General features: G+C 54.8%; 16 protein-coding genes. 15 read left to right on the forward strand and 1 reads right to left on the reverse strand.

Features of this window, described 5'->3' with window-relative positions; all coding sequences use genetic code 11:
- Positions 1–24 precede the first annotated feature (24 nt).
- The 5 genes from rpoC (at position 25) to tuf (ending at position 8,926) form a co-directional block, all read left to right on the forward strand.
- On the forward strand, positions 25–4,254 hold the full coding sequence (rpoC, locus tag ACG1BZ_RS02610) for a DNA-directed RNA polymerase subunit beta' (RefSeq protein WP_282934401.1): 4,230 nt from the start codon (positions 25–27) through the stop codon (positions 4,252–4,254).
- A gap of 250 nt (positions 4,255–4,504) precedes the next feature.
- Complete coding sequence (gene rpsL, locus ACG1BZ_RS02615; RefSeq protein ID WP_108731651.1) at positions 4,505–4,879, forward strand: 30S ribosomal protein S12; 375 nt, start codon at positions 4,505–4,507, stop codon at positions 4,877–4,879.
- A gap of 110 nt (positions 4,880–4,989) precedes the next feature.
- Complete coding sequence (rpsG, locus tag ACG1BZ_RS02620) at positions 4,990–5,460, forward strand: 30S ribosomal protein S7 (protein ID WP_152451131.1); 471 nt, start codon at positions 4,990–4,992, stop codon at positions 5,458–5,460.
- Between the two features lie 90 nt (positions 5,461–5,550).
- Positions 5,551–7,656, forward strand: a complete 2,106-nt coding sequence (fusA, locus tag ACG1BZ_RS02625) for an elongation factor G (protein WP_282934400.1) — start codon at positions 5,551–5,553, stop codon at positions 7,654–7,656.
- A 76-nt stretch (positions 7,657–7,732) separates the two neighbouring features.
- Entirely contained in the window at positions 7,733–8,926 is a 1,194-nt protein-coding gene (tuf, locus tag ACG1BZ_RS02630; protein ID WP_108731642.1) for an elongation factor Tu, read from the forward strand.
- A 190-nt stretch (positions 8,927–9,116) separates the two neighbouring features.
- Here the strand turns inward: tuf and ACG1BZ_RS02635 are convergent, their stop codons facing one another.
- Positions 9,117–9,593 (reverse strand): aminoacyl-tRNA deacylase, encoded by a 477-nt coding sequence (locus ACG1BZ_RS02635; RefSeq protein WP_282934399.1) that lies wholly within the window; start codon positions 9,591–9,593, stop codon positions 9,117–9,119.
- Positions 9,594–9,767: 174 nt separating this feature from the next.
- On the opposite strand from ACG1BZ_RS02635, the gene rpsJ reads away from it, so the two are divergent.
- The 10 genes from rpsJ (at position 9,768) to rpmC (ending at position 14,570) form a co-directional block, all read left to right on the forward strand.
- Entirely contained in the window at positions 9,768–10,079 is a 312-nt protein-coding gene (gene rpsJ / locus ACG1BZ_RS02640) for a 30S ribosomal protein S10 (protein WP_010133849.1), read from the forward strand.
- Between the two features lie 110 nt (positions 10,080–10,189).
- Positions 10,190–10,825 (forward strand): 50S ribosomal protein L3, encoded by a 636-nt coding sequence (gene rplC / locus ACG1BZ_RS02645; protein ID WP_108731654.1) that lies wholly within the window; start codon positions 10,190–10,192, stop codon positions 10,823–10,825.
- Between the two features lie 18 nt (positions 10,826–10,843).
- Entirely contained in the window at positions 10,844–11,458 is a 615-nt protein-coding gene (rplD, locus tag ACG1BZ_RS02650; protein ID WP_020411385.1) for a 50S ribosomal protein L4, read from the forward strand.
- Positions 11,455–11,751: a 50S ribosomal protein L23 gene (rplW, locus tag ACG1BZ_RS02655; RefSeq protein WP_282934398.1), complete on the forward strand. Its 297-nt coding sequence runs from the start codon at positions 11,455–11,457 to the stop codon at positions 11,749–11,751. The genes rplD and rplW overlap by 4 nt, the downstream gene beginning before the upstream one ends.
- 14 nt (positions 11,752–11,765) lie before the next feature.
- Entirely contained in the window at positions 11,766–12,590 is an 825-nt protein-coding gene (gene rplB, locus ACG1BZ_RS02660; RefSeq protein ID WP_108731657.1) for a 50S ribosomal protein L2, read from the forward strand.
- Positions 12,591–12,627: 37 nt separating this feature from the next.
- Positions 12,628–12,906 (forward strand): 30S ribosomal protein S19, encoded by a 279-nt coding sequence (gene rpsS, locus ACG1BZ_RS02665; RefSeq protein WP_069946924.1) that lies wholly within the window; start codon positions 12,628–12,630, stop codon positions 12,904–12,906.
- 15 nt (positions 12,907–12,921) lie between these two features.
- Positions 12,922–13,254 carry a 50S ribosomal protein L22 gene (rplV, locus tag ACG1BZ_RS02670; RefSeq protein ID WP_282934397.1) on the forward strand — a complete coding sequence of 111 codons (333 nt, stop codon included), beginning with the start codon at positions 12,922–12,924 and terminating at the stop codon, positions 13,252–13,254.
- 19 nt (positions 13,255–13,273) lie between these two features.
- A complete protein-coding gene (gene rpsC, locus ACG1BZ_RS02675) occupies positions 13,274–13,954 on the forward strand; it encodes a 30S ribosomal protein S3 (RefSeq protein ID WP_282934396.1) in 681 nt (226 codons plus the stop codon).
- An 11-nt stretch (positions 13,955–13,965) separates the two neighbouring features.
- Entirely contained in the window at positions 13,966–14,379 is a 414-nt protein-coding gene (rplP, locus tag ACG1BZ_RS02680) for a 50S ribosomal protein L16 (RefSeq protein WP_282934395.1), read from the forward strand.
- Entirely contained in the window at positions 14,379–14,570 is a 192-nt protein-coding gene (gene rpmC / locus ACG1BZ_RS02685) for a 50S ribosomal protein L29 (RefSeq protein WP_020411392.1), read from the forward strand. The genes rplP and rpmC overlap by 1 nt, the downstream gene beginning before the upstream one ends.
- Position 14,571 lies beyond the last annotated feature (1 nt).

Consider the following 14,571-nt stretch of genomic DNA (forward strand, 5'->3'; position numbering starts at 1 on the left):
CTACCCCCTAGTGGAGGAAAGGCCTTGAAAGATTTATTAAATCTGGTGAAGTCCCAGGAGCAGCTGGAAGAGTTTGATGCGATTCGTATCGGTCTGGCATCACCGGACATGATTCGCTCCTGGTCCTACGGCGAAGTGAAAAAGCCGGAGACCATCAACTACCGTACCTTCAAGCCTGAGCGTGAAGGCTTGTTCTGTGCCAAGATCTTTGGCCCGGTAAAAGACTACGAGTGCCTGTGCGGTAAGTACAAGCGCATGAAGCACCGCGGCATTATCTGTGAGAAGTGTGGCGTTGAAGTGACCAAGGCCAAGGTTCGCCGTGAGCGCATGGGTCACATCGAGCTGGCCAGCCCGGTTGCACACATCTGGTTCCTGAAGTCCCTGCCGTCCCGTATCGGCCTGCTGCTGGACATGACCCTGCGCGATATCGAGCGCGTGCTGTACTTCGAATCTTACGTTGTTACCGAGCCGGGTATGACTACCCTGGAGCGCGGCCAGCTGCTGAATGACGAGCAGTACTTTGAGGCGATGGAAGAGTTCGCCGACGAGTTTGAAGCGAAAATGGGTGCCGAGGCGATCCAGGAGCTGATGGCGGACATCGAGCTGCCCGCAGAAATCCAGCGCCTGCGCGAAGAGATCCCGGCGACCAACTCCGAAACCAAGATCAAGAAACTGTCCAAGCGCCTGAAGCTGCTGGAAGCCTTCTACAAGTCCGGCAACAACCCGGAGTGGATGGTGATGAAGGCTCTGCCGGTTCTGCCGCCGGATCTGCGTCCGCTGGTACCGCTGGATGGCGGTCGTTTTGCGACCTCCGATCTGAACGACCTCTACCGTCGTGTGATCAACCGTAACAACCGTCTGAAGCGTCTGCTTGAGCTGAACGCGCCAGACATTATCGTGCGCAACGAAAAGCGCATGCTGCAGGAGTCTGTTGACGCACTGCTGGATAACGGCCGTCGCGGTCGCGCCATCACCGGCTCCAACAAGCGCCCGCTGAAGTCCCTGGCTGACATGATTAAAGGTAAGCAGGGTCGTTTCCGTCAGAACCTGCTGGGTAAGCGTGTTGACTACTCCGGTCGTTCCGTGATCGTGGTAGGTCCGACTCTGCGTCTGCACCAGTGTGGTCTGCCCAAGAAGATGGCACTGGAACTGTTTAAGCCGTTTATCTTTGGCAAGCTGGAATCCCGTGGCCTGGCCACTACGATCAAAGCTGCCAAGAAGATGGTTGAGCGCGAGGAAGCCGTCGTTTGGGATATCCTCGACGAAGTGATCCGCGAGCACCCGGTACTGCTTAACCGTGCACCGACCCTTCACCGTCTGGGTATCCAGGCGTTTGAACCGGTACTGATTGAAGGTAAGGCAATCCAGCTCCACCCGCTGGTTTGTGCGGCCTATAACGCCGACTTCGACGGTGACCAGATGGCGGTACACGTACCGCTGACGATCGAAGCGCAGCTGGAATCCCGCGCGCTGATGATGTCCACCAACAACATCCTGTCGCCTGCTAACGGTGAGCCGATTATCGTACCGTCCCAGGACGTGGTACTGGGTCTGTACTGGATGACCCGCGAGCGCGTTAACGATAAAGGCGAAGGCATGTTCTTCTCCGATATCAAAGAAGTGAGCCGCGCTTTCTACGCCAAGCAGGTTGGTCTGCAAGCGAAGATCAAGGTGCGTATCCGCGAAAATATCGTCGGCGAAGACGGTGAGAAGCACGAGACTATCTCCATTCAGGACACCACTGTAGGCCGCGCGCTGCTGTGGAACATCGTGCCGGAAGGCCTGCCGTTTGCGCACGTCAACCAGCCGATGAAGAAAAAGGCAATCTCCCGCGCCCTGAACGAGTGCTACCGCAAGGTAGGCCTGAAGGCGACGGTTATTTTTGCCGACCAGCTGATGTACACCGGTTTCGATTTCTCTACCAAGTCCGGTTCCTCCATTGGTGTGAACGACTTTGAGATTCCAGCTGAAAAAGCTGAACTGATCGATGCCGCTGAAGCGGAAGTGAAAGAGATTGAAAGCCAGTTTGCTTCCGGCCTGGTAACCCAGGGAGAGAAGTACAACAAGGTTATCGACGTTTGGTCCCGCACCAACGACAAGGTAACCCAGGCGATGATGGCCGGTATCAAGAAAGAGAAGGTGATCGACCGCGAGGGCAACGAGACCAAGCAGGACTCCTTCAACTCCGTATACATGTACGCAGACTCCGGTGCTCGTGGTTCTGAAGCTCAGATCCGTCAGCTCGCTGGTATGCGTGGTCTGATGGCCCGTCCGGATGGCTCCATTATCGAAAACGCCATTACGGCAAACTTCCGTGAAGGTCTGACTGTACAGCAGTACTTCATCTCGACCCACGGTGCTCGTAAAGGTCTGGCGGATACCGCACTGAAAACCGCTAACTCCGGTTACCTGACCCGTCGTTTGGTTGACGTGGCCCAGGACGTGGTAATTACCGAGCTGGATTGTGGCACCGACGATGGTCTGACCATGGCGCCGGTAATCGAGGGCGGTGATGTTATCGAATCTCTCGGTGACCGTATCCTCGGTCGTGTAGTGGCCCGCGATGTACTGAAGCCAGGCAGTGACGAAATCGCCGTTTCTGCCGGCACTATGATCGACGAGAAGTGGGTAGAGCGCATCGAAGCCATGGGCATCGATGAGGTTCTGGTTCGCTCCCCGATCACCTGTGAGACTGCACACGGTATCTGTGCCCAGTGTTACGGCCGCGACCTGGCCCGTGGCCACCGCGCCAACCCGGGTGAGTCTGTGGGCGTTGTTGCCGCACAGTCCATCGGTGAGCCGGGCACCCAGCTGACCATGCGTACCTTCCACATCGGTGGTGCTGCAAGCCGTGCCTCCGCTGCGGACAGCATCCAGGTGAAGCAGGGCGGTACCGTACGTCTGCATAATGTTAAGACGGTTAAGACCGAAGTTGGCACTCTGGTAGCCGTGTCCCGTTCCGGTGAGCTGGCGATTGCCGACAGCGCCGGTCGCGAGCGCGAGCGCTACAAGCTGCCTTACGGTGCTGTGATCAGCGTCTACGAAGGTGCCGAGGTAGACGGTGGCCAGATCGTGGCCAAGTGGGACCCGCACACCCACCCGATCATCACCGAGGTTGCCGGTTGGGTGAAACTGTCCGGTATGGAAGAAGGGCTCTCTATCCGCAAGCAGACCGACGATATCACCGGCCTGTCCTCTATCGAGATTATCGATCCGGCCGAGCGCCCGGCAGCGGGTAAAGACCTGCGCCCGGCAGTAACCCTGCTGGATGAGAACGGCGAAGAGCTGACTCTGGCGAACAGTAATGCGCCTGCGCACTACGCCCTGCCGCCGCGTGCAATCCTCAGCCTGGCTGAAGGTAAGCAGGTGAACGTGGGTGACGTAATCGCACGTATTCCGCAGGAATCCGGCGGTACCAAGGATATTACCGGTGGTCTGCCCCGCGTTGCCGACCTGTTTGAAGCGCGTAAGCCGAAAGAGCCGTCCATTCTGGCGGAAATCTCCGGCACCGTTTCCTTCGGTAAAGAGACCAAAGGCAAGGTTCGTCTGCAGATTACCCCGCGCGACGGCAAGCCGCTGGCCAATGGTAAGGACCACTATGAGGTTCTGATTCCAAAGCACCGCCAGCTGACTGTGTTCGAAGGTGAAACCGTAGAGAAGGGTGAGGTTATCTCCGATGGCCCGTCCAACCCGCACGATATTCTGCGTCTGAAAGGTGTTGAAGAGCTGGCTCGCTACATCACCAACGAGATCCAGGAGGTTTACCGCCTCCAGGGTGTAGGCATTAACGATAAGCACATCGAAACCATCGTGCGTCAGATGCTGCGTAAAGTTGAAGTCACCGAGATGGGTGATTCCAGCTTGATTAAGGGCGACCAGGTTGAATACCAGCGCGTGATCGAAGAGAACGAACAGCTGCGTGCCGAGAACAAGCAGCCCGCTCAGTTCGAACGCCTGCTGCTGGGTATTACCAAAGCGTCCCTGGCAACTGAGTCCTTCCTGTCAGCGGCTTCGTTCCAGGAAACCACTCGCGTTCTGACCGAAGCGGCGGTAACTGGTAAGGAAGACAACCTGCGCGGCTTGAAAGAGAACGTGGTTGTGGGTCGCCTGATCCCGGCTGGTACCGGTCTGGCTTACCACAGCGAGCGCAAGCGCAAACGCAGCCTGCAGTTGGAAGAGGCCTTCGGTGAAGGACCTTCCGCAGCTGAGGTTGAAGCAGCTCTGACTGAGGCACTGAAGTCCTCAGGCGAATAAGGCGTATCCCACTCTATCTGTTGGTGGAGTGGGGTAGGTTGGGGCACTTAGGTGCCCGATCTGATATTGGCGACTGTCTGTGATGTAAGCACTTACTTCCGTCGCCGATTGACTAGGCGGGTTGTCGCTTATAGAATGCGGCCCCCGCTTATGTGGGGTGTTCCGTTTGATCCCAGGATCGGACGATACACACAGACGATAGGCCCTCACTGTTAGAGGTGGGGGCATTTTATTTTTGGAGTGATTTTTAATGGCAACGATCAACCAGTTGGTTCGTAAGCCGAGAAAACGCAAAGTTGAAAAAAGCGACGTTCCTGCTCTGCAGGCTAGCCCGCAGCGTCGCGGAGTTTGCACTCGTGTGTACACCACTACACCGAAGAAGCCGAACTCTGCACTGCGTAAGGTTTGCCGTGTGCGTCTGACCAGCGGTTACGAAGTAACTTCGTACATCGGTGGTGAAGGCCACAACCTGCAAGAGCACAGCGTGGTACTGATTCGCGGCGGTCGTGTAAAAGACCTGCCGGGTGTGCGCTACCACACTGTACGCGGTGCACTTGACTGTGCCGGCGTAAACGATCGCAAGCAGGGCCGTTCTAAGTACGGCGCCAAGCGTCCTAAAGGTTAATCACCTTTAACGATTTGCGTTTCGGTTTCCAACCGGAGTAAGGCTGAGCTCGCCGGATTGTAATGTTTTACGGCGGCGTCTCAGAATAACCCTGAAGAGAGGCAATACCCATGCCGAGAAGACGAGTAGTCGCCAAGCGCGAAGTGCTACCGGACCCCAAGTTCGGGAACGTCACCCTGGCCAAGTTCATGAACCACGTCATGATCAGCGGCAAGAAGTCAGTTGCAGAGCGTATCGTATACGGTGCACTTGAAACTATTTCTGAAAAATTGAACAAAGATCCGATCGAAGTATTCGAGGAGTCTTTGGAAAATATCGCGCCTATGGTGGAAGTAAAGTCCCGCCGTGTTGGTGGTGCGACGTATCAGGTGCCTGTAGAAGTGCGCCCCTCGCGTCGTACGGCTCTGGCAATGCGTTGGTTGGTGGAGTTCTCCCGTAAGCGCGGTGAGAAATCTATGGCTCAGCGTCTGGCCAACGAAATGATCGATGCAGCCCAAAACAAGGGTGGCGCGGTCAAGAAGCGTGAAGATGTACACCGCATGGCAGAAGCCAACAAGGCATTCTCTCACTACCGCTTCTAAGTCTGATGAATACCAACATCGGAAATTAATACCGAAAGGCAGCACGGAAAATTCCAGGCTGCCTTTTGCCGTTATATCGAGGATACAACTGTGGCACGTAAAACGCCCATCGCACGTTACCGTAACATCGGTATCTGTGCCCACGTAGACGCCGGTAAAACCACTACTACCGAGCGCGTACTTTTCTACACTGGTCTATCCCACAAAATTGGTGAAGTACACGAAGGTGCTGCCACCATGGACTGGATGGAGCAGGAGCAGGAGCGTGGTATCACCATTACTTCTGCTGCAACTACCTGTTTCTGGTCTGGCATGCAGCAGCAGTTCGACCAGCACCGCGTAAACATCATCGATACCCCAGGACACGTTGACTTCACTATTGAAGTTGAGCGCTCCTTGCGCGTACTCGACGGTGCTGTTGTTGTACTGTGTGGCTCCTCTGGTGTTCAGCCTCAGACTGAAACCGTATGGCGCCAGGCGAACAAATACGAAGTACCGCGCATGGTATTCGTAAACAAAATGGACCGCGCCGGTGCGAACTACCGCAACGTTGTGAGCCAGCTGAAAGACCGCTTGAACGCGAATGCTGTACCTCTGCAGATGACCATCGGCTCTGAGGACGAGTTCAAGGGTGTTGTTGACCTGGTGAAGATGAAGGCCATTCTGTGGAATGAAGCCGACCAGGGCATGACTTTCGACTACGCTGACATCCCCGCTGAGCTGCAGGACGAGTGCGACGAAATGCGCGAGTACCTGGTAGAAGCGGCCGCTGAAGCCAGCGAAGAATTGATGGAAAAATACCTGGAAGAAGGTGAGCTGTCCGAAGAAGAAATCAAGGCAGCTATCCGTCAGCGTACCCTGGCCAACGAAATTGTACCGGTTCTGGGCGGTTCTGCGTTTAAGAACAAGGGTGTACAGGCTGTACTGGACGCAGTTATCGAATACCTGCCGGCGCCGACTGAAGTTAAGGCGATCGAAGGTACTCTGGAAGATGGCGAAACTGTTGAGAGCCGCGAAGCTGACGACAACGCGCCGTTCGCTGCACTGGCGTTCAAAATTGCTACCGACCCCTTCGTTGGTACCCTGACTTTCTTCCGTGTTTACTCCGGTAAGCTGGAGAGCGGTACTGCGGTATACAACTCCGTAAAAATGAAGAAGGAGCGTGTCGGTCGTATGGTGCAGATGCACTCCAACGATCGTCAGGAAATTAAAGAAGTACTGGCTGGTGACATCGCTGCTGCGATTGGTCTGAAAGACGTAACCACTGGTGACACCCTGTGCTCCGAAGCCAACAAGATTGTTCTGGAGCGTATGGAGTTCCCCGAGCCGGTAATTTCTGTTGCGGTTGAGCCCAAGTCCAAGCCGGACCAGGAAAAAATGGGTATTGCCCTCGGCAAGCTGGCCCAGGAAGATCCGTCCTTCCGCGTGAAGACTGACGAGGAAACCGGTCAGACCATTATTTCCGGTATGGGTGAATTGCACCTGGATATCATCGTTGACCGCATGAAGCGTGAGTTCAACGTTGAAGCGAACATCGGTAAGCCTCAGGTTGCCTACCGTGAAACTATCCGCAACACCTCTGAGATCGAAGGTAAGTTCGTTCGTCAGTCCGGTGGTCGCGGTCAGTACGGTCACGTATGGGTGAAGTTTGAGCCCGCCGAAGACGAGTCTCAGGAAGGTCTGGAATTCGTTAACGAAATCGTGGGCGGTGCAGTACCGAAGGAATACATTCCTGCGGTACAGAAAGGTATCGAAGAGCAGATGAAGAACGGTGTTCTGGCTGGCTACCCGCTGCTGGGCCTGAAGGCGACTCTGTACGACGGTTCCTTCCACGATGTGGACTCCAATGAAATGGCGTTTAAGATCGCCGGTTCTATGGCGACCAAGAAGCTGTCCAGTCAGGGCGGTGCGGTACTGCTCGAGCCGATGATGAAGGTGGAAGTGGTAACTCCGGAAGAGAACATGGGTGATGTGGTTGGTGACCTCAACCGTCGCCGTGGCCTCATCCAGGGTATGGAAGACAACCCCTCCGGTAAGGTTGTCAATGCGGAAGTACCTCTGGCAGAAATGTTCGGTTACGCAACCGACCTGCGTTCTGCTACTCAGGGCCGTGCTACCTACACCATGGAATTCCTGAAGTACGCCGAAGCGCCGAAAAATGTTGCCGATGAGATCATCGCCAAGACTAAGGCCTAATTAACTTCTGCTTAAAGGGGGCCGGGCCAACAGCTGGGGCCCCTTTGGCAAACTTTTAGCTAGAGGACATCTAAAGATGGCAAAAGAAAAGTTTGAACGTTCCAAGCCCCACGTGAACGTGGGCACCATCGGTCACGTTGACCACGGTAAAACCACCCTGACTGCTGCTCTGACCCGCGTATGTGCGGAAGTTTGGGGCGGTGACGCTGTTGCTTTCGACGGTATCGACAATGCACCGGAAGAGCGTGAGCGCGGTATCACCATCGCTACTTCTCACGTTGAGTACGAGTCCCCGACTCGCCACTACGCTCACGTAGATTGCCCGGGACACGCCGATTACGTTAAGAACATGATCACCGGTGCTGCTCAGATGGACGGCGCTATCCTGGTATGTTCCGCAGCTGACGGCCCCATGCCGCAGACTCGTGAGCACATCCTGCTTTCCCGTCAGGTAGGTGTACCTTACATCGTTGTATTCCTGAACAAAGCGGACATGGTAGACGACGAAGAGCTGCTCGAGCTGGTAGAAATGGAAGTTCGCGAACTTCTGGATCAGTACGAGTTCCCAGGTGACGACACTCCGATCATCGTTGGTTCCGCTCTGATGGCCCTGAACGGCGAAGACGACAACGAAATGGGTACTACCGCTGTTAAGAAGCTGGTAGAGACTCTGGACGAGTACATCCCTGAGCCAGAGCGCGCTGTAGATCAGCCGTTCCTGATGCCGATCGAAGACGTATTCTCTATCTCTGGTCGTGGTACTGTTGTAACCGGTCGTGTAGAGCGCGGTGTGATCAACACTGGCGACGAGATCGAAATCGTTGGTATCAAAGAAACCACCACTACTACCTGTACTGGTGTTGAAATGTTCCGCAAGCTGCTCGACGAAGGTCGTGCTGGTGAGAACATCGGCGCACTGCTGCGCGGCACCAAGCGTGACGAAGTAGAGCGTGGTCAGGTACTGGCTAAGCCGGGCTCCATCACTCCGCACACCAAGTTCGAAGCGGAAGTGTATGTACTGTCCAAGGACGAAGGTGGTCGTCACACCCCGTTCTTCAAAGGCTACCGTCCTCAGTTCTACTTCCGTACTACCGACGTAACTGGTGCGGTAGAGCTGCCGGAAGGTACTGAAATGGTAATGCCGGGCGACAACATTCAAATGGTTGTTACCCTGATCGCTCCGATCGCCATGGAAGACGGCCTGCGCTTCGCTATCCGCGAAGGTGGTCGTACCGTAGGTGCGGGCGTTGTTGCCAAGATCATCGAGTAATAGTTACTCCTGATCTAAATAAAAAGCCGCAGCGGACGCGCTGCGGCTTTTTTTGTGCCCGATAATTGCCTACTTGCACCAGCTGGTGTTGTTTGGTGCTGCGAGCATCACCCCTCTCTGTTAGGGGCTCAATATTGAATCCTTTCCGGCATATCTGCGGCCGCTAATATTTGCTTTTAATCTAGCGAGCTTATGGCCAATCCCGGCTTAAATCACAGCTTCTGCTGCCCGCAAACAGCTTGGTGAATTGAGGGCCGCTCATCTCGACCAGCTCTTCGTGGTCACCGGCCTCAAAGTAAATGGTTTCACGGTGTCCAAGGCTGGTGTCTAGCAGGGTGGTAATTCCGTAAGCCTGGCCTAGGGCGGGCAGGGCGCCCAGTTCACAGTCTGGGAATATGGCGCCGAGCTCGGTTTCCGAGACCATTTGCAGTGAGTTTCGCCCTGTCTCATTGTGAAGAGAGCGCATGTCGAGGCTGCTGCTGGCTGGGATCACAGCCATTACGTAACCCTCTATATCCTGAAGCAAAATCGCTTTTGCCACCTGATCCTCTCGCACATGGGCGGCGCGGGCGCTTTCCCGGCTGGTGCGTGTGTGCGGGTGCTGAATCAGATGGTAATCGACCGATTGGTCATTTAAATATTGGCTCAGTGTTGCGGCGATAGTCATTGTGGATACCTCGTTCCGCTTGGAGTACTCAATTGTAGTTTCGACAGATTGAAATTTGATCAGCCTGTACAGTTGACAGCCTGCTGCGCTCCCCGTAGAATTCGCGCTCCTTTTCGCCCGCCCTCGGGGCTGCGTAAGAGGACGTTCTTTAGTTAATAATTGGAGTTTGATTCCATGCAGGGTCAACGTATCCGTATTCGCCTGAAGGCCTTCGATCACAAGCTGATCGATGCGTCCACTCAGGAGATCGTAGAGACGGCTAAGCGCACTGGCGCACAAGTTCGCGGTCCTATCCCGCTGCCGACTCGCAAAGAGAAGTACACCGTACTGATTTCCCCGCACGTTAATAAAGACGCTCGCGATCAGTATGAGATCCGTACTCACAAGCGTTTGCTGGACATCGTTGAGCCTACCGAGAAAACCGTCGACGCGCTGATGAAGCTCGATCTGGCGGCCGGTGTTGAGGTCCAAATTAGTCTCGGCTAACACTTTTACTAACTACCGAATCCCGGGCGAAAACGGTCCGGGTAGTGTAACGCTCTGAAATTGGGCGGCCGCAGTGGGTTAAAGCCCCGTGCACTGAGAGGTTAAAAAAGATGACTATAGGTATTGTCGGCCGCAAGAGCGGCATGACTCGCATCTTCACTGAAGATGGCGTATCCATTCCGGTAACCGTTGTTGAGGTTGCTCCGAATCGCGTCACCCAAGTGAAAACTCAGGAAACTGACGGTTACAGCGCTGTTCAAGTAGCAGTAGGCAGCCGCAAAGCTTCCCGTGTCTCCAAGCCCGCAGCGGGCCACTTCGCCAAAGCCAATGTAGAGGCTGGCACAAATCTTTTCGAACTGCGCACTGACGGTTCCGAAGAGACTTTCGAAATCGGTTCTGAAATTACTGTTTCCAGCTTCGAAGCTGGCCAGATGATCGACGTAACCGGCACTTCCAAAGGTAAAGGCTTCCAGGGCGGCGTTAAGCGTTGGAATTTCCGCACCCAGGACGCAACCCACGGTAACTCCCTGTCTCACCGCGCACCCGGTTCTATCGGTCAATGTCAGACTCCTGGCCGCGTATGGAAAGGCAAGAAGATGGCCGGACATATGGGTGCTGAGCGCGTAACCGTGCAAAACCTGGAAGTGGTTCGTGTCGATGCCGAACGCAACCTGCTGTTGGTTAAAGGCGCTGTACCCGGTGCACCCGGTGGCAACGTTATCGTTCGTCCGGCAGTTAAAGCCTAAGTCTGAGGGGAAATAGATATGGAACTGAATATCGCTACTCCCGAAGGCGCTAAAGGCACAGTAGCTGTCTCTGAAGTGACTTTCGGACGTGAGTTCAACCAAGATCTGGTACACCAGGCAGTTGTGGCCTACATGGCCGGCGCTCGCCAGGGTACCAAGGCGCAGAAAAATCGTTCCGATGTTTCTGGTGGTGGTAAGAAGCCATGGCGCCAAAAAGGTACTGGCCGCGCACGTGCCGGTACTATCCGCAGCCCGCTGTGGCGTTCCGGTGGCGTAACCTTCGCCGCTGATCCGCGCGATCACAGCGTTAAGCTGAACAAAAAAATGTACCGCGCTGCACTGCGTTGCATTCTGTCTGAGCTGGCTCGTCAGGAGCGCCTGGTAGTGGTTGAGTCCTTTGATGTGGACGCACCCAAGACCAAGCAGCTGGTAAGCAAACTGGCTCAGTTTGACCTGTCCGATGCGCTGATCGTGACTGAAGAGGTTAGCGAAAACCTCTACCTGGCCGCACGCAACTTGCACAAGATCGACGTCCGCGATGTACAGGCGATCGATCCAGTAAGCCTGATTCGCTTTGATAAGGTCGTGGTTACCGTTTCTGCGCTCAAGAAAATTGAAGAGGTGCTGGGATGAACCAAGAGCGACTCTACAAAGTACTGCTGGGCCCGGTAATTTCCGAAAAAGCTGCTGGACTGGCGGATAGCGCCAATCAGGTAGTTTTCAAGGTTACCACCGACGCCGAAAAAGCTGAGATCAAGGCTGCGGTTGAGAAGCTGTTTAACGTTTCCGTTGAGCAGGTTCGCACCGTGAACGTAAAGGGCAAAACCAAGCGCACTCGCAATGGCATGGGCCAGCGCAGCGATTGGAAAAAAGCCTACGTTCGCCTGGCTGAGGGCAGCGACATCAATTTTGAAGCTGCTGAGTAAAGGGGACCGTTACAATGGCAATTGTAAAAACAAAACCGACCTCCGCCGGCCGTCGTCACCTGGTTAAGGTTGTTAACACCGACCTGCACAAGGGTGCTCCTTACGCTCCTCTGTTGGAGAGCAAGAGCAAAAGTGGTGGCCGTAACAACAATGGTCGTATCACTACCCGTCACATCGGTGGTGGCCACAAGCAGCACTACCGTGTAATCGACTTCAAGCGCAACAAAGACGGTATTCCGGCTAAAGTTGAGCGTCTGGAGTACGATCCCAACCGCAGCGCACACATCGCTCTGGTGTGTTACGCCGACGGTGAGCGTCGTTACATTATCGCACCGAAAGGCCTGAAAGCAGGTGCCACCATTCAGTCCGGCGATGCCGCACCGATTGTTGTGGGTAACACTCTGCCTCTGCGCAACGTTCCGGTAGGTTCTGTAATCCACGCGATCGAGCTGAAGCCAGGCAAAGGCGCTCAGCTGGCCCGTTCTGCTGGTGCCTCTGTGCAGCTGGTAGCTCGTGAAGGTCAGTATGCGACCATTCGTCTGCGTTCCGGAGAAATGCGCAAGGTTCTCGCTGAGTGCCGCGCAACCCTGGGTGAAGTGAGCAACTCCGAGCACAGCCTGCGCAAGCTGGGTAAAGCTGGTGCTGCACGCTGGCGTGGTGTTCGTCCTACCGTTCGCGGTGTGGCGATGAACCCGGTAGATCACCCGCACGGTGGTGGTGAAGGCCGTACCTCTGGTGGTCGTCATCCGGTTACTCCGTGGGGCGTTCCGACCAAGGGTAAGAAAACGCGCAAGAACAAGCGCACCGATAAGATGATAGTACGTCGTCGCGGCAAGTAAGCCGCGCGATGTCTGAGCAGCTAGAGAGGAATCGACAGTGCCACGCTCATTAAAGAAAGGTCCCTTTATTGATCTGCATTTGATCAAGAAGGTGGAGGCAGCGATTGCAGCAAACGATCGTCGGCCGATTAAAACCTGGTCCCGCCGTTCCATGATTATGCCGGAAATGGTTGGACTGACGATTGCCGTGCACAACGGTCGTCAACACGTGCCCGTTTTGGTTAACGAAGAAATGGTTGGCCATAAACTGGGCGAGTTCGCTGCTACCCGCACTTACCGCGGTCATGCTGCGGACAAGAAAGCGAAGAAGCGCTAAGCCGAGGTTATAAAGATGGAAGTAGCAGCAAAATTACGCGGCGCACGTCTATCGGCGCAAAAGGCGCGACTGGTAGCTGATCAGGTTCGCGGCAAAGGCGTTGAAGAGGCCCTGGATATACTGGCTTTCAGTACTAAAAAGGGTGCGGCGATCATTAAGAAAGTACTGGAGTCGGCCATTGCCAACGCTGAGCACAACGAAGGTGCTGACGTTGACGAGCTGAAGGTTTCCACAATTTTTGTGGACGAAGGTATGACCATGAAGCGCATTAAGCCGCGTGCTAAAGGTCGTGCTGATCGCATTCTTAAGCGTACTTGTCACATCACTGTGAAAGTGGCCGAGAAATAAGAGAGCAGGCGAGAAAACCATGGGACAAAAAGTACATCCTACCGGCATTCGTCTGGGTATCGTTAAAAAGCATACCTCTGTTTGGTATGCCGGCAGCGACGAGTACGCAGACAAGCTGTACACGGATCTGAAAGTTCGCGAATACATTCGCAAAAAACTGGCCCACGCTTCTGTGAGCCGTATTGAGATCGAACGTCCGGCAAACACTGCACGTGTGAAGATTCACACTGCACGTCCGGGCATCGTGATCGGTAAAAAAGGTGAAGACGTAGAACGTCTGCGCAAAGAAGTAAGCGCGCAGATGGGCGTACCTGTGCACATCGACATCGAAGAAGTGCGCAAGCCTGATATGGACGCGGCTCTGGTTGGCCAGAACGTTGCCCAGCAGCTGGAACGCCGTGTTATGTTCCGTCGCGCTATGAAGCGTGCCGTACAGAACGCTATGCGTCAGGGTGCCGAAGGTATCAAGATTCAAGTAAGTGGCCGTCTCGGCGGTGCAGAAATCGCGCGTACCGAATGGTATCGCGAAGGCCGTGTGCCCCTGCACACCCTGCGCGCCAACATCGACTACGCCAATGTTGAAGCGAAGACTACTTACGGCATCATCGGTATCAAGGTGTGGATCTTTAAAGGCGAGGTAATCGGTGACGAAGTGCCCGATGAGAAGCCGGTAAAGAGCCGCAAAAAAGCTGCTAAATAAGGGGTACGCAAATGCTGCAACCAAAGCGTACAAAATTCCGCAAGGTACAGAAGGGTCGCAACCGCGGTCTTGCTCAGCGCGGCTCTAAAGTGAGCTTTGGCGAGTTTGGCCTTAAGGCTACCGGTCGTGGTCGCATTACTGCGCGCCAGATCGAAGCGGCTCGTCGCGCAATGACTCGTCACATTAAACGTGGCGGTAAAATCTGGATTCGTGTGTTTCCAGACAAGCCCATTACCAATAAGCCCCTCGAAGTTCGAATGGGTAAAGGTAAAGGTGGCGTTGAATACTGGGTAGCTCAGATCCAGCCGGGCAAGGTCCTCTATGAGATGGAGGGTGTGTCCGAGGAGCTGGCTCGTGAGGCTTTCGCACTAGCTGCGGCCAAGCTGCCTGTAAAAACAACTTTCGTTAAGCGTTCGGTGATGTAATGAAGACTGCAGATCTACGCGAAAAGTCAGTTGAAGAGCTGAACCAGGAACTGCTGAACCAGCTCGAAGCTCAATTTAAGCTTCGTATGCAAAAATCCACCGGTCAACTGGCTCAGACTCATCTGCTGAAGCAGACTCGTCGCGACATTGCTCGCATAAAGACTGTGTTGACCGAGAAGGCAGGTAATTAAT

The sequence above is a fragment of the Microbulbifer sp. CNSA002 genome (genome assembly GCF_047324085.1).
Lineage (GTDB): Bacteria > Pseudomonadota > Gammaproteobacteria > Pseudomonadales > Cellvibrionaceae > Microbulbifer.